22 protein-coding genes and 3 pseudogenes are annotated in these 21948 nt (G+C 47.1%); 4 read left to right on the top strand and 21 right to left on the bottom strand.

The annotated features are described in order from the left end of the window. Positions 1-190: 190 nt before the first annotated feature. The 3 genes from ACINK7_RS08375 to ACINK7_RS08365 form a co-directional block, all read right to left on the bottom strand. Positions 191-1075, bottom strand: coding sequence for a glycosyltransferase family 2 protein (locus ACINK7_RS08375; protein ID WP_404360891.1), 885 nt, complete (start codon positions 1073-1075; stop codon positions 191-193). 61 nt (positions 1076-1136) lie between these two features. Next, positions 1137-1376 (bottom strand): hypothetical protein, encoded by a 240-nt coding sequence (locus ACINK7_RS08370; RefSeq protein ID WP_404360890.1) that lies wholly within the window; start codon positions 1374-1376, stop codon positions 1137-1139. A 71-nt stretch (positions 1377-1447) separates the two neighbouring features. After that, positions 1448-1570 (bottom strand): hypothetical protein, encoded by a 123-nt coding sequence (locus ACINK7_RS08365; RefSeq protein WP_404360889.1) that lies wholly within the window; start codon positions 1568-1570, stop codon positions 1448-1450. 393 nt (positions 1571-1963) lie between these two features. Here ACINK7_RS08365 and tnpC (ACINK7_RS08360) point away from each other — a divergent pair, with 393 nt between their 5' ends. From tnpC (ACINK7_RS08360) to ACINK7_RS08350, 3 genes and pseudogenes are all read left to right on the top strand, one after another. After that, the gene (gene tnpC / locus ACINK7_RS08360) at positions 1964-3364 is read left to right on the top strand and encodes an IS66 family transposase (protein WP_404360888.1); all 1401 of its coding nucleotides are present in this window, start codon (positions 1964-1966) and stop codon (positions 3362-3364) included. Between the two features lie 252 nt (positions 3365-3616). Continuing rightward, positions 3617-3778, top strand: a pseudogene (locus tag ACINK7_RS08355) (transposase family protein); the annotation flags it as partial. Between the two features lie 147 nt (positions 3779-3925). Next, positions 3926-4639: a transposase gene (locus tag ACINK7_RS08350; protein WP_404360887.1), complete on the top strand. Its 714-nt coding sequence runs from the start codon at positions 3926-3928 to the stop codon at positions 4637-4639. 73 nt (positions 4640-4712) lie between these two features. On the opposite strand, the gene ACINK7_RS08345 is transcribed toward ACINK7_RS08350, so the two are convergent. From ACINK7_RS08345 to ACINK7_RS08265, 17 genes and pseudogenes are all read right to left on the bottom strand, one after another. After that, positions 4713-5840 (bottom strand): putative sugar O-methyltransferase, encoded by a 1128-nt coding sequence (locus ACINK7_RS08345; RefSeq protein ID WP_404360885.1) that lies wholly within the window; start codon positions 5838-5840, stop codon positions 4713-4715. Positions 5841-6176: 336 nt separating this feature from the next. Then, the gene (locus ACINK7_RS08340; protein WP_404360884.1) at positions 6177-6941 is read right to left on the bottom strand and encodes an ABC transporter ATP-binding protein; all 765 of its coding nucleotides are present in this window, start codon (positions 6939-6941) and stop codon (positions 6177-6179) included. After that, a complete protein-coding gene (locus tag ACINK7_RS08335; protein ID WP_404360883.1) occupies positions 6938-7744 on the bottom strand; it encodes an ABC transporter permease in 807 nt (268 codons plus the stop codon). Before ACINK7_RS08335 ends, ACINK7_RS08340 begins: the two co-directional genes overlap by 4 nt. Beyond that, positions 7737-8633: pseudogene (locus ACINK7_RS08330) on the bottom strand (IS1595 family transposase). The gene ACINK7_RS08335 and the pseudogene ACINK7_RS08330 overlap by 8 nt, the downstream one beginning before the upstream one ends. A 77-nt stretch (positions 8634-8710) precedes the next feature. Then, the gene (locus ACINK7_RS08325; RefSeq protein WP_404360882.1) at positions 8711-9898 is read right to left on the bottom strand and encodes a hypothetical protein; all 1188 of its coding nucleotides are present in this window, start codon (positions 9896-9898) and stop codon (positions 8711-8713) included. 115 nt (positions 9899-10013) lie between these two features. Then, a complete protein-coding gene (locus ACINK7_RS08320; RefSeq protein ID WP_404360881.1) occupies positions 10014-10640 on the bottom strand; it encodes an NUDIX hydrolase in 627 nt (208 codons plus the stop codon). Positions 10641-10663: 23 nt separating this feature from the next. Further along, positions 10664-11602: an NAD-dependent epimerase/dehydratase family protein gene (locus tag ACINK7_RS08315; RefSeq protein ID WP_404360880.1), complete on the bottom strand. Its 939-nt coding sequence runs from the start codon at positions 11600-11602 to the stop codon at positions 10664-10666. 32 nt (positions 11603-11634) lie between these two features. Further along, entirely contained in the window at positions 11635-12219 is a 585-nt protein-coding gene (locus ACINK7_RS08310) for an SIS domain-containing protein (protein WP_404360879.1), read from the bottom strand. Between the two features lie 13 nt (positions 12220-12232). Next, positions 12233-12937 (bottom strand): sugar phosphate nucleotidyltransferase, encoded by a 705-nt coding sequence (locus ACINK7_RS08305; RefSeq protein WP_404360878.1) that lies wholly within the window; start codon positions 12935-12937, stop codon positions 12233-12235. A gap of 9 nt (positions 12938-12946) precedes the next feature. Continuing rightward, positions 12947-14101 (bottom strand): DegT/DnrJ/EryC1/StrS family aminotransferase, encoded by a 1155-nt coding sequence (locus ACINK7_RS08300; protein ID WP_404360876.1) that lies wholly within the window; start codon positions 14099-14101, stop codon positions 12947-12949. A 55-nt stretch (positions 14102-14156) separates the two neighbouring features. Beyond that, entirely contained in the window at positions 14157-15134 is a 978-nt protein-coding gene (locus ACINK7_RS08295) for a transketolase family protein (protein ID WP_404360875.1), read from the bottom strand. Continuing rightward, the gene (locus tag ACINK7_RS08290; RefSeq protein WP_404360874.1) at positions 15131-15973 is read right to left on the bottom strand and encodes a transketolase; all 843 of its coding nucleotides are present in this window, start codon (positions 15971-15973) and stop codon (positions 15131-15133) included. The genes ACINK7_RS08295 and ACINK7_RS08290 overlap by 4 nt, the downstream gene beginning before the upstream one ends. Positions 15974-16235: 262 nt before the next feature. Continuing rightward, complete coding sequence (locus tag ACINK7_RS08285; RefSeq protein ID WP_404360873.1) at positions 16236-16361, bottom strand: NAD-dependent epimerase/dehydratase family protein; 126 nt, start codon at positions 16359-16361, stop codon at positions 16236-16238. Then, on the bottom strand, positions 16358-16795 hold the full coding sequence (locus ACINK7_RS08280; RefSeq protein ID WP_404360872.1) for an NAD-dependent epimerase/dehydratase family protein: 438 nt from the start codon (positions 16793-16795) through the stop codon (positions 16358-16360). Before ACINK7_RS08280 ends, ACINK7_RS08285 begins: the two co-directional genes overlap by 4 nt. Continuing rightward, complete coding sequence (locus ACINK7_RS08275; protein WP_404361426.1) at positions 16776-16859, bottom strand: hypothetical protein; 84 nt, start codon at positions 16857-16859, stop codon at positions 16776-16778. The genes ACINK7_RS08280 and ACINK7_RS08275 overlap by 20 nt, the downstream gene beginning before the upstream one ends. Positions 16860-16919: 60 nt before the next feature. Continuing rightward, entirely contained in the window at positions 16920-17912 is a 993-nt protein-coding gene (locus ACINK7_RS08270; protein ID WP_404360871.1) for a hypothetical protein, read from the bottom strand. A gap of 4 nt (positions 17913-17916) precedes the next feature. Next, entirely contained in the window at positions 17917-19491 is a 1575-nt protein-coding gene (locus tag ACINK7_RS08265; RefSeq protein ID WP_404360870.1) for a B12-binding domain-containing radical SAM protein, read from the bottom strand. A gap of 122 nt (positions 19492-19613) precedes the next feature. Between ACINK7_RS08265 and ACINK7_RS08260 the strand changes: the two are divergent. Continuing rightward, a pseudogene (locus tag ACINK7_RS08260) lies at positions 19614-20363 on the top strand (IS5 family transposase). Positions 20364-20483: 120 nt separating this feature from the next. On the opposite strand, the gene tnpC (ACINK7_RS08255) reads toward ACINK7_RS08260, so the two are convergent. After that, entirely contained in the window at positions 20484-21932 is a 1449-nt protein-coding gene (tnpC, locus tag ACINK7_RS08255; protein ID WP_404360868.1) for an IS66 family transposase, read from the bottom strand. Positions 21933-21948: the final 16 nt, after the last annotated feature.

Raw genomic sequence — 21948 nt, 5'->3', positions numbered from 1 at the left:
ATATTATTGAATACATAATGGCCAACAACATGCCAAGAGTCTTAAATCCTGAATTAAACAAGTTGATTTTATTCATATCAATATGCACATAAATAGTGGACTTGTCGAATCATGAACGAAATTAACTTGTGCAGAGTCTCCCTAAAGAGGAATGTCACTAAAGTTGATCAATGGAATATTCACGACCTTGCTAACGCATCAACAGCTTCAAAAAACCGCGCGCAGCAAGGTATCGACCGATAAACCAACACCATAAATAGGCACGCCACCGTATTGAAAGCCCACTATCCAAAAGAAACTGCCGGGTAAAATAGCTAATAGCAGCAATCAGTCCGTTTGGAATATTTCGACAATCCATCTGAGGCTCAAATGGAGGTAACGGTTCTCCGCGAAGCACGGTCAAAAGCCGTCCGACCGCCTGGCGACGACTATCCGCCATTGCCACAAAGATCGAGTCATCCGCAAATCGCCCGCGCCGCGTGTAGGTATCGTCACAATCAGCTTTACCGACACGATAATGCAAATGCTCGAAAATCACATCTTCCATATATCGGATACGGTCGAACCCTGCATATTGCAAACGTTTGAAAATATCAAAAAGATGAACATCGATAAACGCCCCACCATAAGCGATTGGATAGGGCTCGACTAATAACTCACAAGTTCGCCGCGATAGAATCGGAAAGGTACATAAACTTCGTTTCTTAAACAGATCGTTACCATAGGCTAGATAAATCTTATCGCCAAATTCGGCATCCATCTGCATAATTTTCACGTCCCAGTTCAGCGTGCGCATAACCATATCGTCGTTAGCCAGAATGATGATATTTCCCCGGGCCCTGTTTAAACAGGCCGAATTGTAGCCTCCCATACTCTTGGCGTGACCAATAATCGTCGTAACACTGAAATCCGTACTGGTAAGGCCATGGCTGGAGGGATCGTCTCTGTCCGTGTAAAGAATTACTTCAATATTTTCGAAGCGAGATACTGTCTTGCTAATGCTATTAAACAACCGCTCAACCAGAGCCGGACGTCCTCTAGTAGGCAGCAACAATGAAATAGATTTGGATGTCATAAAGAGCTTTATAGTTAAGAATTTAAACTGGAATATGCATGCGTTATTATCATAATCACTGTTAAATCAAACTATTGAAATTTCGAAAAAAGTCGCATGAATTTTGACCAGCCTCTAGTTTGGCGAGGTACCAAGGCATCGAAACTTCGTAGTCTTCGACTGTTTTTGCCAGAGGCATCTGACGGAACAATGCGCCCCAGATAGGTGCAAGGATTGAAACCGCTTGCGCATGGGTCCCACCGCTACCTGGAGCGTAGCTGGACAGCCGGATCGGCGGCCTTGAGCCGGTCATTTGCGCCATAAAGGTAGCTTTGCTTTGGGCCGCCCGATTATAAAACACGGGCTGGGGATGTGTTTGTCGAATTGTTTGTTTCAGTCTTCGCCCAGGCTTTGGCCTTCCGGGTAAATGATACTGACCACCGCTTGCTGCGCATACGGCGGACGCCCGCCGGGCGGGTAACGGGCTTCGAAGTTTGCGAAGGACAGGGATTGCAACAACTGACACAATTTCAGCGGCGTGGTTAAGCCGGCGTCTTGTAGATATTCGCGTAGCGGCTTGCCATTGATCTATAGCCTGCGCGGATCGGGGGGCGCCGAAGCGGATGCAGGTCTTACCTGAGGCGGATGTGGCGATAGACTCGGCACCTCTTCCATCAAGTAGTGAATATTTCCAGCTGCTGCACAATGTTTTGACGGGTCTACTGATCAATTCGGCTGTCACGAATCATTTCCTGCTGTTTGGCGTTAGAGTATTTTACCGCATCTGGCGTATGCTGGCTTTTACGATAAACTCTTATTTGGTAACTATTCAGACCCCCACTACAAAAATCATCCAATCAGTCACTAAAAACCTGTATTTTTAAGCCACCAAGACGTAACCTGAGCACCATGCAACTGAGCGATCATGACCTAAACCAACTGGATGAAGACAAGCTTCTGGACTTGCCGGAAGAGGATTTGCGTCGCCTTTCGATTCGCTTGCTCAACGATCTCAAGGAAGCACGCGAGCGCTTGAAGCAAAACTCGCGCAATAGATCCCGGCCACCCGGTAGTGAAGTACCGTGGGATAAAGCGAACGATACAGCCAGTGACACCGATGCGATAGACGCTGGTGAAGACACGCCGGACCAGGAGGCAGAGAATACCTCTCTCGCGCCACCCGCTAAAAAATCCAAACAAGAGTCTCAAACCGACTCGTCTCAAGCTTCGGATGATGTGCTTAAACCCGATAAGCAGCCTGGTGCGCAAGGCTTCGGTAGACAGCAAGTTTTGCTGGTGACCGACTATCAAGGTCATCGTCCCGAGCGTTGCGCGTGTTGCGGTACTGTGTTCACGGCAAGTCAGCAAAAAGCGTATACCGCTTTTGATACCGTTGACCTCGCCTGGGCTGACGCGAACGATCCGGGCTTGAGATTAATCGCGACGCGGCATACCTATTATGAAGCAACGTGTCACTGCGGCCATGTGACGCGAGACGAACCGTATCGTCACGTGCCCCACGGCAGTTTGCCGAACGTCGTGTGCAGCGAATGGCGCCTGGTCGGCCCGGGTTTGGCCGCCTTGATTGTGTGTCTGGCCTATCGCATGCGGCTATCCCGAGAACGCATCCGCGAATTCTTGCAGGATTGGTTAGGGTTAAGTCTCAGTGTCGGCACCATCAACAACACCCTGCATGAAAGCGGCTCGGCGGCGATGCCGATCGAAGACGAACTCATTGAGGCGGTGGTCAATAGTCAATTACTGCATGTCGATGAAACGTCCTGGATGGAACTGACGACCTTCTTATGGCTGTGGGTGTTCAGCACCGATAGCGTGACCGCCTACTGGATTGCCTACCGCAGTGCCGAATTGCTCGAGAACCTTTGGGGCGAGGACTATTTGGGCTGGCTCATGAGCGATGGCTACCAAGCCTATCGCAAATATCCGCATCGCGTGCGCTGCTGGGCGCATCTGCTGCGCAAGGCTCAAGGGCTGGAGGAGAGCTTCGATCCCGTAGCGCGCCAGTTCGGCCAGCACACACTGGCGTTGCTGAATACGCTGATGAACGCGATTCGTGCGGCCCGCGTCGACCCGCCCGACAAACCATTGACGGAAACCTTTCAAGAATCACTGGCGCTCTATCGAGCGCTATGCGAAAGCCTGCGCGAAGCAACGCATAAAAAGACGCGTGAGCTGGCCGGTGAAATGCTCAATGATTGGGATGCGATCTTTCAGGTCGTTGCGTCCTATCATTTGCCGTTGACCAACAACGAAGCCGAGCGGGCACTGCGGCACTGGGGCACTGGGTGATTTTGAGACGCATCAGCTATGGCACTCGCACCGAACAAGGCTCGCGGGTATTCGCCATTTTAATCAGCGTGATCGAAACCTGCCGTAAAAGACAACAATCCCCTTGGCTTTATTTGGCTCTCGTCATTGATCATCAGCGAACCGGTCGGCCGATTCCAAAATTGCCTCCAGTGGCCAGGGGGTCTGAATAGTTACTAAAGGCTTGGTGATCACTGTCGTCAGCACAGCACCTGTACTACGGCGGCGTGTCGTCAATGCGGCCGAACTATCGACAAGTTTCACGGTTACGACAAAGCGATTACCTTACGGCATCTGCCTATTTTTGATCGTCCGGTCTGGATTCGCATCCGGCCGAAGCGCTTTCAATGCCGCTACTGTGACAAAGAACCGGTCACAACCCAGCGCTGCGAGTAGTATGAACCCAAAAGCCCGCATACTAAAGCCTATGAGAATTGGATTTTACGCGAGTTAATCAATAGTACGCTCAGTGACGTCAGCCTGAAACGGGTTTTGGGTGTCGAGTGTATTGAAGGCATCCTGGATCGTCATATTCAGCGAGAAGTGGAATGGTCAGCAGTACCCCTCTTGGCGTTGCTCGGAATTGACGAAATCGCCTTGAAGAAAGGCCATAAGGATTTTGTCGTCATCTTGTCCGGACTGACCGCACAGCGTGAAAAATATATCTTAGCGGTGTTACCGGATCGCAAAAAAGAGACGGTCAAGGCCTTTTTAAAGACGCTACCGCCTCGGCAATGCCAAAGCATTCGTCATGTCTGCATCGACATGAACGAAGGTTATTGCAATGCGGTTTTAGAAACCCTGCCGGAGGAAGATTATGCACAATTGAAAGGAGTGATGTGGGCTTTCCGAAAACCTTGGGCAGCGTTAACAGAAGAACAGCAAGTCATGTTGTTGCTGCTGTTTCAATATGCACCGATCTTGAAAGACGTGTATGTGCAACGGGAAGTGCTGACCGGCATTTTTGAGCGGCGGCAGAGTAAAGCACAGGCCGAACAAGCCTTAACGCAATGGCTGGAGCGAATCAACGCATTAGGCTTAGCCTGTTTTGCGCCTTTTATCACCACGTTGGATAACTGGCGGGATAAGATTACCAACTATTTTATCCGGCGTGAAACCAGCGGATTTGTCGAAGGGCCGATCAATAAGATCAAAGTGATCAAGCGCCGCTGCTACGGCATTTATAACCTGGGTCGATTATTCCAGCATATTTGGCTGGATGTCCAGGGACGCCGGGTCTTGTTTGCGAATCACTAGATATTGGGGGGTACCACGGGAAACCCGGAAGAGCCCAAATTATTACGCCTTGCTAAGTTATCTTCCATGAATATTAACTCAGAGCATCTTCGCTATTCGCCCATAAAGTAGCCGAGCCTTGAGTCAAGCCGTTCATGAGCTGCATATCCAATTGTTGATCAAAATATTTTTGAACAATCTCCTTAGCATAAGTTAACCCTATATGCCTATTATCCTGATTTTGTTCATAAAATATTCCATTCCTTCCAAGCATAGCAGCTAGGCCACGACAATAATATGCAACCTGCTCAGGAGTCATTTCTGACATCGATAGCGTGTTAATGGCTAAATCAATGGTCGAATTAGACTCAGGTAATTTATGGAACATATAATTTGGCACAAACACGCACTCGCTATCATTTACTTCCAGATTAGTCGTTTCCCCTTCAACCAATAAATAATCTTCGAAATACCTTGTCAAATAAATTCCTGAAAAAATAAGTGATTCAGGTAAGTCAACACATATATAAGTACAATTTGGTACTAATTTTTTTATGAAATACGCTAGCGCCCCATATCCACACCCTATTTCTAAAATTACAGGTCGTGTTCTTTGGTTCAACTTCTCAACAACACCATATTTAACAAGTAAAGCAATTCTCTCTAGGTAAACATAGGTATCGTGATTAACAAGAACATTGCCGACAATAACTCCTGATTCACCAAAATCTCGAGGCGGGGTAAGTGCACCAATCTGAGGAAACATTGCGATTAAATTAATGTATCGTTCTTTCCACCAAATAGGGTCACTATTTAAATATGATAATACATCATAATCCAATTTTTTCGGGACAGTTTGGGGAACATGAAGCCCCTCAGCGTGCTTAACACCTAAGTAATTTCCACTAAACATCTGCGAAAATACCCTGAGCATATTTATATGTTCAAATTTTCTAGATACTAAGGCACGAAAACCATCAAAAAAAGAGTTATGCAATGACCAATTAGCTGCTGGGTTATTGATTGAAACATCCAAAGAATTATTTTTGATGTAACTATCCCTATTTTGTATTACGTTATTTATATAATCACAAATTTTTAAGGCAGTTTCAAACTCTTTCTGCGTTAGATTATTGCTATCTCTTGGCAAGATTATTTTTGCCCTAAAAAATGAAATTGCAAATAATATTTTATTTTTTAGATTAGAGAATACTGCTTTCATATCGTTTTTCCTATTCTTACTTGCGGGATATTGTTTCATCGCAGAATGTAACTATCAATATACTTAGCACCCAAAGGCCCATACAAAACACCTTTTTATAGTAATGTTTCATCACTCAAAAATATCTGGCTCTTCCGTGCTTGCCGTGGTAATAGCGTATCGATACCGAATTAGAAAAGAAAATATTATTTAAGCAACTGATAAGCAATGTAATTATTTCATTAAGAATTTGCTTGGTCGCTAATTTGTCGAACTACCACGGGAAATCCGGAAGAGCCGAATATCTGCGTACTATTGCCTCGAATGGCGGCGCGTTTTCGAGCTATACCCTTGCCATCAGCTCACCTTTACAGAATTGCTTTGTTCTTGGGCCAACTTCATAACAGCTCCGTATTCTGAAAGAACGTTGGATATAGGTCCCTTTACTAGAACGTGCCCAATATTCATACACATCCCCGAATCACACATCTCGGCCAGCGTCTCCATATCATGCGACACGATGACCAGCGTGCCGTGGCGCGTCTTGAAGTCATGCAGGTATTGCTTGCATTTTTCCTTGAAGCGGCTATCTCCGACCGCGAGTACCTCATCGATCAACAGGATATCGACCGGCGCATGGATAATCGTGGAAAATCCTAGACGGGCAATCATGCCGCTCGAATAGGTGCGAATTGGGTTATCAATCGCGCCATCCAGTTCCGAAAAGTCAATGATACCGTCCAGATGTTTGTGTATTTCCGCTAGCGACATTCCAAGGATAGAGCCATACAGGAATATATTTTCACGCCCGGTTAGTTCGGGGTGAAACCCGGCACCCAGTTCCAGTAGGGATGCTACACGCCCATCTACCTTGATAATCCCCTTGTCCGGCAATATCGTGCCCAGCAGAAGCGAGAGCAAAGTGCTCTTACCCGTACCGTTGTGCCCGACGATGCCGAAGGCCGCGCCGCGCTCAACTTCAAAACTGATATCCTGCAGGGCCCATTCGCGAGAATAGCGACTATCGACCGCTTTGCGGCGGCCCACCAATAATTCCTTAATGCCACGGGCTTGCCTGCCATAGCGTTTCCATACGCCATCACATCGCACAACGCTGTTCATAACAATTCACCCAGTTTGCAAGCGCTCTTACGGTAAATTACAAACGACAAAAACGACATGGTTAGTATTACGACCATGCAGTGACCTATCAACCCGACATCGACATTTCCCTCCAGAAAAACGCTACGCCAGTTACCCACCAAAGCCGCCAGCGGACTCCATTCAAAAATATGTCGATACATCTCAGGAATCATGCTCACGGGATAAACGATAGGGGTCAGGAAAAACAGCAAGGAAAGACCAATAGCGACTATATATTCCACGTCGTGGACGAAGACATTTGCCAATGCCAACACCAACGCAAGCGGGTAAACCATAGCGAATTGCAGCAGTATCATCAGCGGTAATTGCCAGAGCCAGGAGGCGTGCAATGCTCCCCCCGTAAAATATATAAGGCAACACAGTACAGGTAGAGCAAAACAGAAATGCACCATTTCATGGATTACACTACCCAAAGGTAGCACCGCTCGCACAAGATTGACTTTTTTCACCAGAGATACGTTATTTCTGAAGCTAGCCGTTGCCTGTACCAGAGAATTTGTAAACCATACCCAGGGAAACATTCCAGTCAACAGGAAGACTGAATAATTGGGCATTTCCACTCTCATGATAATCTTGAACGCCACGTAATACACCAAGGCAAACGCGAAGGGATTTGCCAATGCCCACAAATATCCAAGGACGCTACTTTTATAGCGTACCTTAAGGTCTTTTTGGACTAACAGATACAGCAGTTCCAGAAAATGTTTTACGCCTATTCCCATTTTTAATTCACTATCCCTTTTGTTTTCCTGATTACCCATAAGCCTCAGCCAATTTGAGCAAGCGGCCTGGCATGGGCGTCGTATTTGCCGCAGCGATGAGAAACTGGGGCATTATGGCTTGCAGATCAAACCTACGATTAAATCGATAACAAAACTCGGCCAGATAGCGCGGTAAGTGTTTGGGATTGATGGCGTGGTAGGTACCGTTGATCGAGCGTTTGACGTTGCCGATCATGGTGCTCCCCAGGTGAACTCTTCTTTGGTCACGCTATCTGGGCCGCCGCCGGTGACGATGCTGTAGAGATGACAGCCGTGATCGAGCACAGCAGAAAAGCTCGCTAGGCCGCCCGAGTAAACTAGACTTGCCTGGCTCCAAATGTTTGTCGGCCCAGCGTTTGATTTCGGCAGCTCGGAAACCTTTGACGACATTAAGGTTCATGGCGATGGGATGGTGCTCTTCGTTTAGCGCCACCGCCGCTACAAAAGGCGTCTTGTTTTCCGAGCCTCGCCCGCGTTTTCCGCCGCGATGCTCGCCACCCCAGTAGACGTCATCCAGTTGAACGAGGCCGGTCAGCGGTTTGCGATCATCCCGCTCTTTCATGGCTTGCATGATCTTGTGATTGAGACTCCAGGCGGTGTTGTAGGACACGCCGACTTGCCGCATCAAGGCCAAAGCCGATAAGGCCGTTTTAGCCTGTGTCAGTAAATGAATCGCCAGAAACCACACCGAGAGCGGCAGTTTGGTTTGTTCGAACAGCGTTCCGCTGATCAGCGAGGTTTGATGATGGCAAGTCGTGCATTGGTACAAGTTACGTGTCTTGATCACACTGTAGCGACGACCACCGCACTCAGGACATTGAAACCCGGATGGCCACCGGGCCTGAAATAGCGCTTCGGCGCATCGACTTTCAGTACCATACTGTTGCATGAAATCCGTCAAACTGAAACCTTTTTGAAATTGGATCGTTTTTTTTCATGGCACGATCTCCTGGCAGCTCAAGGCTTTCATTGGACTACCTGGTTTCTCGAAAGTTGCTGAGGGTCGTGAGCAATCAGGTTTGTTGTTGAATTTTCATGCTTTGTCAAGATTGCTTGTAAAATCTTATCGTTTTCCGCGTCCGCTATATCCATATATTCTTTTGCTAATGGTCTAAGATAGCTAATAAGGTCACTAGGGTGTTTGAAATACGAGTACATTTCGAATATAGTTTTTTCCCCTTGAAATTTCAAACAAAGCTTTTCTATCTGGTGTTGGTGAAATACTTTTGTCAATACCGGCATATTGTGTTCATACTGTAATGCGCGAAAAATTCGGGTTGGACTGGAATATTTCCATTTTTTTGATTGAGGTGGATGTAGGGAATAAGCGCCTCGTGCAGCATCCTGTTCCCAAGAGGAAGAAAAAGAAATGGTTTTACATGGGCCAAACCGGTTTATTATGCAGAGTCTAAGAATATCGGTATTAATTCTTCGAATAGCTTTAAGACGGTATGGGGTTATCGATCCGGTTATTTCGATGAAGAGCTGTTTATCCAAAAACAAGGATTGTTCTATTTCTTCAAAATTGATTTCAGGATGAATTATACCTAACACAGGAATATTTCCAATGATTTCACCAAGATCGTCGGCGATTGATTTGTGACTCAAGATAACGGCATCAGCATAGACTATCATTTTTTCGAACCCCAAGTAGCGCATGAGCATATATGCCGTGCGATGCACTCTTGATATAAGCGGCAAACGATTTTTCCTTATCAAATTCCTTAGAAAATGATCTAGTAAATAGAAAAGTAAAAATGGCGAATAAAAAATCGCAACTAGCCAATGATTAATGGTTGCGGATTTAAAATCCTGACGGCGTCTCCGAAAATAAACATTCATGACTGCAATCAACGCCGCCTCTATAATGCCGTCAAAAAAATTGAATGACGTGACAAACAACCGATGCTCGATAAATTCCGTCAACACATATATCAGTTGAGAATCAGGATTTTGTTTTTTAAAATCCATGATTTCCTTATTGGATATAAAATCAGTGAATTCATCAATAACCATATTGATGGTATTCGGATCGAGAGCTTCGGTAACGGCTACCTCGTGGCCGCGTTTTGTGATCACATCACTGAGAATATTGATAAAATCTTCGATTCCATCGCGTTTGCCGTGGTTGTTTATAAATATAGAGAATCTCATTTCACTCCTATTAATACGACAATTTAAATTAACCGTACAACCTCGGCTATCCTAATTGAGTAAAATCAAACTTAATTTTGGTTTACGACGCCACTATTACTGCGTTTAATAAACTTCATGGACTATTATGTTGTTTGAACCAATATTTGAACAAAAGCACCAAGGTACTGGCATCCTCGATTTCACCGTCGGCAATCAATGCTTCAAGCTCGCCTCGAGAATAAAACACCATCTCAGCGTGGCCAAGCTCTCCTTCCACGGCTGCCGCCGCAGATTGGTCTACTTCCACCGCGAACAATCTTGTCCGCGCCTGGATCACGCCGGCTTCCGGCGCGGTAAACCCCAAATCTAGCAACGCTTCGGGTAACGCCGAAAAACCGGCTTCTTCCTTCAGTTCACGCACTGCCGCCGCCTGTACCTCTTCGTCCTGCTCGACATGCCCTTTAATCGCCTCCCACGACCAACGGCCAACCGGGTGCCGGAATATTCGGATCAAGCCTACTCTCTCGTCGGCAACGGGTATGACCGCCACGCCAGCGATGGCGTCATCCACAAGACACTTGGGCAGAACGCTCAGATAACGCTCTACTTGATGCCCGCTGTTATCGACGATGTGGTCGGCGTATACTGAGAACACCGTATTTTCAAAAACGACAGTACGCGACAGCAAGGCAATTTGCGAGTCGACGCAGACGGCTAAATCTTTCTCCGCCGCGTCGTGATCTTGAGGGACAGCTGACAAATTAGAATCCACCGGCACGACGATTACACATTGCCATACAACGAATTCTTGATCATGGTATAGCCCTTGATCAATTCGGCTATCCCTGCTTCCAAGGACACCAAGGTCTTGTAACCGGTAGCCTCGATCTTTTCATTTGAGACGATGTAATTGCGTTGATCGGGATCTTTACCGACCGGCGCATCGATAAATACAAAGTCCGGCAACTGTTTTTGGATCACTTCGCACAGCTCTTTCTTCGAGACGTTGGCTTCGGATAGGCCGACGTTGTATATCTGCCCCTTCATGGCATCGAAATTGGCAATACCGTGCTGAAACACCCGCGATACATCGCGGACATGCACGTAGTTACGCTTGAAATAGCTTTCGAACAGCACCACGAACCGATCGTTAACCGCCCGATAGGTAAAGTCATTGACCAATAAGTCGATCCGCATCCGTGGCGACATGCCGAACACCGTGGCCAAGCGGAAACTGATGGCGTTCTCGAATGCCATCAGCTCTTTTTCAACTGCGACTTTTTCGATTGCATAGCGCGATATTGGCCGCAATGGCGAGTCTTCAGTGCAGAGGTTATGTTCGTCACCTGTGCCGTAGGCGCTGTTGGTGGTTGGCATCAACACGCGTTGGTCCTTGGACAACAGCTTGAGCATCAGCGCGATCGCATTGTGGTTGATCGTCGTCGCCCCTACCGGGTCCATGTTACACAGCGGCGCGCCTACCAGGGCCGCCAATGGAATAACGATATCGGCCTGTTTTAGCAAGGGAGCCATCACGCTTTCGACCCGAATATCACCTTTAACCACATTAAAATTCGGATGATGGCAGGCGTGATTCAAGCTGGCCTGCCTATACATAAAGTTATCCGCCACCGTGACCTGATGGCCCGCCGCCAGTAAATCGGGTACTAAAGTCGAGCCGAGGTATCCGGCTCCACCGGTAACAAGAATTTTATAACTCATTGAATTACTACCTTATTATTGTTGTGTAAAATTTATTCGCCAAACATCGCCGCTTCAACGCATTCGCAAAGCGTATGCGCCAACACGATATGCAATTCTTGTATGATGCTCGTAGTATCCCCGGGCGCGATAATGGCATGGTCGGCCATGGTCTTGACCTTGCCGCCGTCCCGCCCGCAGAAAACGATACTCGGCACCGCCATGCTTCGGCATTGTTCCAAGGCCTTAATAACATTCGGCGACTGCCCTGAAGTAGTTATGCCCAGAAACACATCCTTGGCGGTTGCCTTGCCGGCCAGTTGCCTTGCGAAGACTAACTCGTAACCGTAATCGTTGCCGATGGCGGTAAGAATCGAGCTATCGACAGTCAACGCTTCGGCGGGCAATGCGGCTCTTTCGCGAGCCAATTTACTGACGAATTCAGCGGCGAGATGTTGAGCTTCGGCGGCCGAGCCTCCATTTCCGGCGATATAGAGCCGTCCACCTTGCTGATAACTGTCGACAACCGCCGTCACGGCTCGCTCGAAAAGCCGCAGGCATAGTTCATCCGCTAGCAATTGTTGCTTGGCTTGGATGGACAATGTCAGATTTTTCTGGAGATATTTGATCGGATCCAACGTAATGCCTTGTCTATTGTGTCAGCAGGGTCAAAGCATGGTAGTAATCATCGGGTACACCAATATCAATGAAGATCCCCGAAAACTCGATACCAAACAGGAACTGGCCGGAAACCATGGCGGCCGGAAAGATGTCGTCCTCCAAAGATACTTTGTCGCCAGCAGAAAATCTTTCATCAAGCACTGCTCCTGGGTTAACCCAATACACCCCGCCATTTGCCAATCGCTCCGATTGTCCTTTACCAGACTTAAGCGAGATAACTTGTCCTTGTGGGGTGACATCCATACCCATATACCGTCCTTCTTCATTGGTGCGGAACAGCGAGAAACACCAGCTTGCATGATTTTTCCGAGCGAACTCAATCAAAATATTCAAATTCACTGCAAAATAGGTATCGCCGTTAAGTAGTAAAAACGCTTCATTTTTATCGACCTTTTCAGCCGCCAACAAGAATCCGCCACCCGTACCTAATGGGGTTGTCTCAATGACATAATCAAGCTCGGCATCTTTATATCGATCGCCAAAGTGATCAATAACAACCTCATGCCGATAGCCAACAGACAGCACAAAACGGCTGACCCCTTGTTTGATCCAGTAGTCGAGTTGATACGCAAGAAATGGACGCCCGCTGATCGGCGCCATCGGCTTTGGCAGTTCCGGTACCGCACTACGCAAGCGCGTTCCTAAACCACCCGCGAGTATAACGGCCGTAGTCATTGCATCATCTTAGGCGGCATTTAAGACCGCACAAAGCTCATCAACTTCGGCATCACTCAAATCCGGAAAATTACCGATATAAAACCCGTAGAAATGCACGTGCTCGGTCTGCGGATATTCAAGATGATGGCCTTCCGTCACTATACCTCTCAGAAAAGGTTGCCTGATCTGGTTGCCGCCACCGGCACTGCCTCGACGGAATTCGACGCCGGCTTCGCACATTTTCCGCATCAGGCGCTGAACCAAGTCATCGTCGGCTTCTTTCAATATTAAGTTGAAAGCATAGTTACTGGAGCCTTTCAGCTTGAAGTCGGTGCGAAATTTTGTTGAATCTATTTTATCCAAAAAGCGAAACAGGTTTGCCGTCCGGCGTTTGACGATTTCGTCCAGCCGTTTCAACTGATTGCGCCCCATGATGCCACCAATCTCGGTGTTACGGACATTATAGGCCGGGTAGGCGAAGATGAAGTCCGAATTCAGTTCTGGATTTTCGTTTATATAAGTATCACGCAAGTTCTGGTCGTTTGCCTCTCGCACCATGCCGTGCGACCGTAGCATCCGCGCCTGTTGATACACTTCCGGATCGTTGGAGCAGATCATGCCGCCTTCAATGGTGCTCATGTGATGAGCATAGTAATAGGAAAAATTGGAAATCCAACCGATGCTGCCGGCTTTGATGCCATTATGCGTCGTGCCGTGGGACTCGCAAACATCTTCGATTAGCGGAATGTTCCTGCGTTTAAGTTCATCGATCAATTCGTCGGTCAAACCGTTGAAACCCTGTACGTGCGTCAAAAACACCGCGCGGGTTTTATCGGTGATCTTGCTCAAGATTTGCGCGGTATCCATCGCTAAGGTAGCGGAATCGATATCCGCGAAAACTGGCGTGAAACCGTTTTGCAGCACGGAAGCTACATCGGAAACCCATGCCAAAGGTGGAGTGATCACTTCGCCGCCATCCGGGTGGCGGATCTTCAAGATCGCCATGGTCAACAGATTTGCGGAGGCCCCAGAGTTGACGAACACGCTATATTTTACCCCCAACCATTCCGACCATTCGGCCTCAAAAGCCTTGACGTTGGCGCCGTGAGTCAGAATCGGGTCGTCCTGTTTCAAATATTCGATCACTGCATCGAGGTCCTCGCGCAGAATATTGTTTCGCATCAGCGGAAATTTCATAAATTTCTCAATAACTTAATTGACTATAATACCGGTAGCATCAAGCGGGTAGGGATTGCAGGAAAGCACGCACTTTTTCCGTAACACTTCCCACGCCAATTCCCACATGTTCATGCAAAACATGTCTTTCGCCAAGTTCGAAGCGGTAACCACCCTCAACCCCGATATTGAGCATACGAATATCAAGCCCGCGGCGAACAATGTAGTCGAACATCATCGCATCCAGACCACCGCGACCACGGAATCCTTCTTCCATCGTGACTACGCCACGATATGAGGAAAGCGCCGTCTGTAACTGCTCCTCCACGAAGCCGCATAGATCGAACAAATCGATGATACCGACAGAAACACCAGTCGCCGCTAACGCATCGGCCGCCTTCAAAGCTGTATGTACCATGTATCCGGTGGCTAACAAACAGATTTTCTCCCCTTCGCGATGTCTATGAAAACCGCACTCCATATCCGGCAACGTTTCCGGATACAAAACCGGTAACACTTGGGCATCCAAACGCAAATATTTCGGTCCGTTGCTGGCAAGGCATCTGGCGGGTAATACGGCCGCCATCATCTGATCCGCCGGCGAGTATATCCGCATATTGGGTAATGCTCTCATCACGGTTAAGTCTTCATAACATTGGTGGGTCGGCCCCGACACCACATAACTGTATCCTGCGCCAACGCCGATCAGGTTGACATTCATCGGTCGCACTTCGGAAAGCAACGCCAGATTAACACGGATTTGTTCGAAACAACGCATAGTGATGAACGGCGCTATTGCGTAAGCAAACACCTTAAATCCCTCCAGCGCCAAGCCGGCCGAAACGTTAATCAGATTCTGCTCGGCAATCCCGACATTGATCACCCGGTCGGGAATATCAGCCCGAATTTTGTCCATAACAGGGGAGCCGAAGTCGGCCGTGACCAGAAATATATTGCGATCCAGCAACATCGCCTCATACAGCGATAACAACAGGGTATCGCGCATGGCTCTGGGTTGAACCGTCGCGACGGCACTCATCGGCGTTCTCCAAGCAATTGATCAATCAAATCCGGTTTGATCGCAGCGACATGCGACAGTGGCGCATTCTCCAAGCCAGGAACCCGGTTGCCTTTGCGAGTATTGACGATAATGGCCTTGGGTTTACCGGAGGTATCGCGCTGACAATCCAACAAAGCATTAGCTATCGCAACGACCGAATGCCCATCGATCACTTCTCTGGCTGACCAACCGAATGCATCAAATTTCTGGACTAAATTGCGATGGGACACTATCTCATCGGTAGGCCCCAACATACTGATATGATTATTGTCCACCAACACCACTAACTTATCCAAACGATGCTGGGCGGCGAACATAAAGGCCTCCCAATTGGAACCCTCGTGAAGCTCGCCATCGCCAGTCACGACATAAACGATTCGATCTTTGCTTTTTTTGCATTTGAGACCCAAGGCCATAGCCGCGCCGACGCCGGCACCATGCCCCAATGAGCCGTTGACAGTTTCGTAACCTGGTATCACAGGGTCGGGAATCCCGCCCAGAAAACTGCCTGCCTGACAAACCCTTTCCAGCTCTTGCTTTGGAAAATAGCCCAAATCCGCCAAAATCGGATACATGCACAACGATCCATGCCCCTTGCTGATAATGCAACGATCGCGCCCCTCCCAGATGGGATTGTCGGGATCAAACCGCATGAATCCACCGTAATACAGCGTTACAAATATTTCGATAGTCGATAGGGAGGAGGCTACTCTCGTTTCTTGAGAGCGGCGATGTATTCTAAGCGTTTCTTCCCACACCCACTGCGCTTTTGCGTTTAACCGTTCGATAACGTCCGCATCCAATTGCAGCATATTCATCAATTAAGCCTTATTTTCCAAATATTATTCATAAGTCCTCAGAATTCCGTCTTTCAGCTCAGTTTTTGCCGTCCATCCAGTAGCAAGCATTCGTGTGCTATAAAGCAACTTCCTCGGCGTTCCATCAGGCTTTTCCGTATCCCATTCGACAGTGCTCTCTATAGCCTACAACCTCTGCCACTAACTGGACCAATCCCTTAATAGAGACATCTTGACCGGGTCCTATATTGATCGTAAGATTCATGTTCTGCATATCTGACTACTATAGAATCAGGCATGCATCTACTAGATCGCCCGCATACAGGAGCTCGCGACGTAATAAGCCGCTTCCCCCTAAGGTAACGCTATTGGTAGCACTAACCTTAGCAGTATGAAACCGATTGATCAACGCTGATTAGACATGGCCGGAAGCCGGATCAAAATTATCGTTTGCGCCAAAGACACTGTTAGAAATAACCGGAATGTACGCTTGTAGCCAAACTGCTGATTATAAGCCAAACACATCTGCACACCGGCCAACTTGGCAATTGCATATGACATACTGGTTGATTCCGGACAGCCGCTTAGCAAATCGACTTCCAGCATTGGTTGAGAACATTCGCGGGGATACATACAGGACGAGCCGAACAAAATAAATCTTTTTACTCCGACGGTATGCGCAGAACGAATCACGTTCAATTGAACCGCCAAATTTCGAGTAATAAATTCGGCTGGATATGTCTTGTTCTCGACGATGCCTCCGACTTTTCCGGCAGCTAGTATCACGTATTCTGGGTGCGCCGTGTCGAAAAACCCCTCCACCTTATAAATCCAAAGATGCATGATCGCGCACTATTAAGTCTGTGTAACCGTCCTTGGTCAAGCGACTTGTGAACGCCGAACCAATTAAGCCACGATGTCCAGCGATATAGATCCGGGAATTTTTTGGTCATTTCGCCCATAGCCTCTACAAGCCGTTTGGTTGATATAAAACCACTCGACTACCCGAATTTTCGAATCTGAAAGGTACGTAAATCAATGATTTCAGTTGTTCCAATACCCGTGACTGATTTTCAGGAGGTACAAAAAATAACATGAAACCACCTCCACCCGCGCCAAGCAGTTTACCTCCGAGCGCTCCCGCTTTGCGCGCTGCAGCATAAATTTGATCTATCTCCAAAGTACTTACCTGGTCGGAAAGACTTTTTTTATACTGCCATCCCATGTCGAGTAATTCGCCAAACTCATTAAGTTCGCCATCTCCCTGTAAAATCGAAATAGCTTCGTCTGCCATTTCTTTCATTCTGGATAGCTCGGCATGTCGGTGATAAATATTGTCTATTTTCGACTTGGCGATTTCCGAAGCAATTCTGGAAAACCCAGTAAAAAATAACATCAAATTATCTTGAACATCCTCCAGTCGATCCATTTTTAATATGATGGGATTAACCAGAAAACCACCATTGCGAAGAAACTCGATCCGGTTAAATCCACCGTAAGAGGCGGAAATCTGATCTTGAGAACCAACGTTCTCCTGAATGACTTTCTGTTCAATATGAATGGCAAGTGCAGCTAAATCTTCATTAGAAATATGCTGCCCTTTCAAAGCCTTTAATGCATTTAACAATCCCACTGTGAATGAAGAACTAGATCCTAGACCGGAACGAGCCGGCAAGTCGCCGTCATGATGTATTTCAAGTCCTCTGTTGCAACTCATGTACTTTAAGACTGCCCGCACCGCCGGATGCTGAATGTCGTCCGGATTCGTTACGTTTTCAATTCTGGAGTAGACCACCCGATACTTGTGTTCAAAAAAAGGCGGCAAATAGCGACAACTGATGTAACAGTATTTATCGATGGTGGTAGCTATGACTACCCCACCATGCTCCTGAAACCAAGTAGGATAATCCGTACCACCTCCGAAAAAAGAAATCCGGAATGGTGTTCGCGTGACAATCACTTATCTAATCTCCCAATAGTTTTCTTTTTAGCTTGATAGAAGTCATATCTTCGATATTTTTGCGTTCTTGAATACCAAAACGGGTTTCAACCAAATTTAGGTAAGCAGGATTGGTGAAGTATTTTTGCCAGGCTTCGTCTCGAAACTTCAAAACCTGGGCTGCGCTTAAATGTCTGGTAGGTAACGGTTGGCATTCATACGATAGGAAAGCATAGCCTTCGAACGAGTCAGGTAACGCCCACCCGTTTTTTCTGGCAATTTGATGCATCGGGCTTCCGGGCAATGCTTGACAAGGATACATATTAGCCATTTCGTTATTCAGTTCCAAGGCTAAGTCTAAGGTTTGCTGCATGGTTTCTAATGTATCATCGGGAAAACCGAAAATATAGTTACTAATGATTTTGATACCCGCAGCACTTATAGTGTTACTGACATCACGGATATTAACTTCTTTAAAAGAACCCTTGGCAACCTCTTGCCGCACGACCTGATTTCCAGCTTCAACTCCAAGTGCGAGCCAATTGACACCAGCTTGTTTAAATAAATCGAGATAATCCTTGCGAACTGTATCGACTCGTGAATAAGCCCACATATTGAAATCGAAACCACTGTCTATTACCTGTTTCAATACCGGTTCGTAATATTTACGATTTAGAAAGAACATTTCATCGCTGATCCGTAGTGTGCGAACACCCATGGAAGCTAATTTGTTCATTTCCTTACCAACCCATTCGGGACTCCAAAATCGCATTCCGCGCGAATGTGAGGCATCTACATCATTCCCGTTGTCATTTCTGTTAACTATATTAATCATGCAAAAGTTGCAGCCAAAGTTACATCCGAGCGAGGTGTAAATTGCCGCAAAAGGTGTGCGTTTGGCATGATCAAATTCAGAATGCCAGAAATGTGCTCTGTATAAATCCAGAGGCTTATCTTTGTAAGGTAAAAGGTCCCAAGCGTAGCCGGGCAAATCAATATCCATGCGTTCCTGAGGAACAACACATTGGGGAGGATTTAAAATCGGAACAACACCGCCATTCTCAAAAATATTATACCCAATTCCTTTAATATTCCTTAGATCACTCTGCATATTACTAGAAAGTAAATCATGCAAAGCATAAACACCTTCGTTTAAAAAAACTATATCGACACAGGAATATGCCAAGACTTCTCTAGGTAATGCACTAGTATGCGAACCTACGAACCCAATCCGATAATTTGTATATTCCTTTAGAGCCTTGGCCAAACTCAACGCGCCAATCATGCTTGTTGTCCCCGAATTAGGATTTTGTCCATACACTACAAAGACAACTATTCTCGGATTAATATCAATTACTCTCTGAACTGATTGTTCCAAAGATAATTTTTCAGCATCACAATCTAAAATTGCAACCCCGAAACCTTTCGCTCTGCATGAACTGGCTAGCAACAAAGCCCAAGTTGGAGGTTCGATTGCTGAATATGTTGCGGCAAGTCCTTGATAAGCTTTTATCGACGAATCAGGGTTCACTAAAAGCACATCAAGCTTTCTCTGGGTCATTGATACATAAATCCTTAAAAATTCCGGTAAATTATTCATTATGCCTGTAATAGTCACAAAACCTGGAACGCCTAGGGGCTGTTGCCGTTTTGTAACTTACCCTTGAATTTCAATAATTCAGCCTCATAGCTTGTTTATTTTGAGCCAAAAACAAGCAAACTATGCCGCGACAAATGTTTACGGATGAACACTGGGGAAAATTGAGATGATTATGTTGAAAATGGGGATATATGACAAACCCTTTCTTCGGCAAACAACCGAAGGGATTTTTTATCGTTTTCGCGTAGGTTGTCCCTGGCGAGATCTGCCTAGTGCCTTTGGTAACTGGAATGCTGTTTATAAACGCTTCAATGAATGGTCTCGTAAAGAAAAACTGATGGGTATTTTTAACGAACTGATAGTTAAGCCTGACTTGGAATGGGCATTTATTGATGGAAGTATTGTGAAAGCTCATCAGCATAGTAGCGGTGCGACCTATGGGCAAGAATCGGCGATTGGTAAATCTGTTGCGGGTAATACGACCAAAATTCATATGGCTGTTGATGCCTGTGGTCTTCCCATCCACTTTACAGTAACAGGTGGCGAAGTTCATGATTGTAAAGAAGCGCCAACCTTAGTCGCTGAACTGCCTAAAGCTGACTATATCGTTGCTGACAAAGGCTATGACAGTGAACCACTACGTGTTCAGATTCAAGGCCAAGGAGCTGTTCCTGTCATTCCAAGAAAAAAGAATTCAAACGTAGGGAATGATGATATGGATTGGTGTCTCAACAAATATCGTCACCTAGTTGAAAATGTGTTTGCAAGCTCTGAAACATTTCAGAGCTATTGCTACACGATATGACAAGCTAAAACGAAATTTTGAAGCTTCTGTGGCCTTAGCTTGCGCTTTTTTATGGTTACCTATGTGAAACGGCAACAGCCCCTAATTAGGCGTTTTAACTTTTGCAGAGCTGATTTTGTCTAAAAACAAGGCAAAACCGGAGTCAGTTTAGCACATTTTCATGCTGTGAACCTTTGGTGCTAGGTAACTACTCGCGCCCTATAGCCGCGTTCCCAGCAAGAGCCATTTGAATCGCGATGAGCGGATTATAGCCTCGGTTGGCCATGGTTTGCAGATAGCTGGATATTCGGCAATAGGCATGGGCATACTCTTCGGCACGAAAGCAGCCGGAGACCTTTTGTTTGACCTTGGCCATGCGTAAATCCTGCTCAGCACGATTATTGGTAAACGCCACATGCGGCTCTTTAGCAAATAGAAGTATGGTGGCTTCATGAGTCTTGAACCGCTCCCACAAGTTGTGCGCATCGGATTTGGCCAGCTTGCCGCGTTTGCCACTGGGTTTCGGCGGAATAATGGGCAGCTCTTTTTCGCCGCGGGTCAGGATGGCCCGGTAGCGCTTTTGCAAGTTGGCCAGTTCTATGGCTGTCAGTTTTTTGTCGGCGCTTTTTGATACGGTGACGCAGGTTTCCTGCAACAGGCGTTTCATCTGTTTGGCCCAACGATAGTCATGGGCATCCACGATAAAGGTCAGCTCGCGCAGCAAGTGTGAACCGCACAGGCCATGCCCGCAGTGTTGATAGGCGAAATACGATGACCAACAGTCATGGATGATGGCACCACCATAGCGCGGAATGAGATTAATCGACTCGATGGCTTCCTTGCCTCGCTTTCGATGCAAAAATTTCAACGTGATGTCTCCGGCCGAATAGACGTGTATCCAATGCTTTTTCCGATCCACTCGCAGCGAGGTTTCATCCACATGGAGTGCGGGCGCTTTCAGTAGTTGTTCGACCGCTTGCGCTTCCCAGGTTTCCAAGGCCTGATGCAAGCGCAGTACGAATTTCAGTAAGGTCGCTTCGGCAATGACCACCTCCAGCATGGAGGTGGCCAGCTTCTGAACGCGATTCAGCGCCACCATTTGGCACACCAGCAGATTGATCACAAAGGCTTTTAAACCATCGCCATATTGCAAAGGCCCGTGCAGATCGGCTGGAAACCGGCCTTTGACCGTGGCAGCGCAGGTCGGACAGTGTTTGATCTCGGCATCCACATGCTCGACGACTTTCTCGAGCACGATATCGATCTTGGTCCGTCTTTCAACGTGCGAACACGGGACGTCGATTAAATCTTCGCCGCAGACGTCACAGGTCAGGGTCTTGGACAGCGTCACGGTTTCCACGGTACGACTGTTGTGCGCAGAAGCCTTGTTATCGGCTTTGCCTTTACCGTTACTGCCAGCCCGCCCTAATGAAGATTCATCTTTCTCTGTTTGCGACGAAGGTTTGCTGGAATTAGTCGTATCCTTCTTCGTGGTGCGTTCCAGAAAAATGGCCAGTATCAATTCAACCACCAGAAACAAGCTAGTCATAATAGCCTGGCTTTCACAGGTGATTTTGCCTTCGGCACACAGCCTCTCGAAGTCCGCTTTTAAGCGACTGACTTCAGTTCGAACCGAGGCTTTATCGAGGTTGGCCATCCACGTTGATAGGGTA

Origin of the sequence: Methylotuvimicrobium sp. KM1 (assembly GCF_044788715.1) — a bacterium.
Taxonomy (GTDB): Bacteria; Pseudomonadota; Gammaproteobacteria; order Methylococcales; family Methylomonadaceae; genus Methylotuvimicrobium.
This window is presented reverse-complemented; position numbering and strand designations above follow the sequence as displayed.